This is a genomic window from Gelidibacter salicanalis (assembly GCF_007997285.1).
In the GTDB taxonomy this organism is placed as follows: Bacteria; Bacteroidota; Bacteroidia; order Flavobacteriales; family Flavobacteriaceae; genus Gelidibacter; species Gelidibacter salicanalis.
The window spans coordinates 1-699 of sequence record NZ_VORX01000025.1 but is presented as its reverse complement, the minus strand read 5'-3'; the positions used below and the strand labels follow the sequence as shown (position 1 = coordinate 699).

The following is a 699-nucleotide window of genomic DNA, read 5'->3' as shown; positions in this document are numbered from 1 at the left end:
AACTCATTAAAAGACAAAAGTACAATAAGCTACATAAGAGCGTATGGGGAATGCCTAGGCTCTCAGAGGCGATGAAGGACGTGATAAGCTGCGAAAAGCTGCGGGGATTGGCACATACAACGTGATCCGCAGATATCCGAATGGGGCAACCCACTATATTGAAGATATAGTATCCGCAAGGAAGCAAACCCGGAGAACTGAAACATCTAAGTACCCGGAGGAGAAGAAAACAAAAGTGATTCCGTAAGTAGTGGCGAGCGAACGCGGATTAGCCCAAACCGATATTGTTACGGCAATATCGGGGTTGTAGGACCACGACATTCGAAGCATGATGAATTAGAACCCTTTGGAAAGAGGGGCCATAGACGGTGATAGCCCGGTATAGGTAAAGAATGCATAGATAGTGGTATCCTGAGTAGTGCGGGGCACGTGAAACCCTGTATGAATTTGGCGGGACCATCCGTTAAGGCTAAATACTCCTGAGAGACCGATAGTGAACTAGTACCGTGAGGGAAAGGTGAAAAGAACCCTGAATAAGGGAGTGAAATAGAACCTGAAACCATACGCTTACAAGCGGTCGGAGCAGACTTAGGTCTGTGACGGCGTGCCTTTTGCATAATGAGCCTACGAGTTACCGTTGCCAGCGAGGTTAAGTGGTTAAGCCACGGATCCGTAGCGAAAGCGAGTCTGAATAGGGCG

The 699-nt window shown here is 48.1% G+C and carries 1 rRNA gene; it reads left to right on the top strand.

The annotated features are described in order from the left end of the window. Nucleotides 1-22: 22 nt before the first annotated feature. Nucleotides 23-699 (top strand): 23S ribosomal RNA (locus ES711_RS16190); the annotation flags it as partial.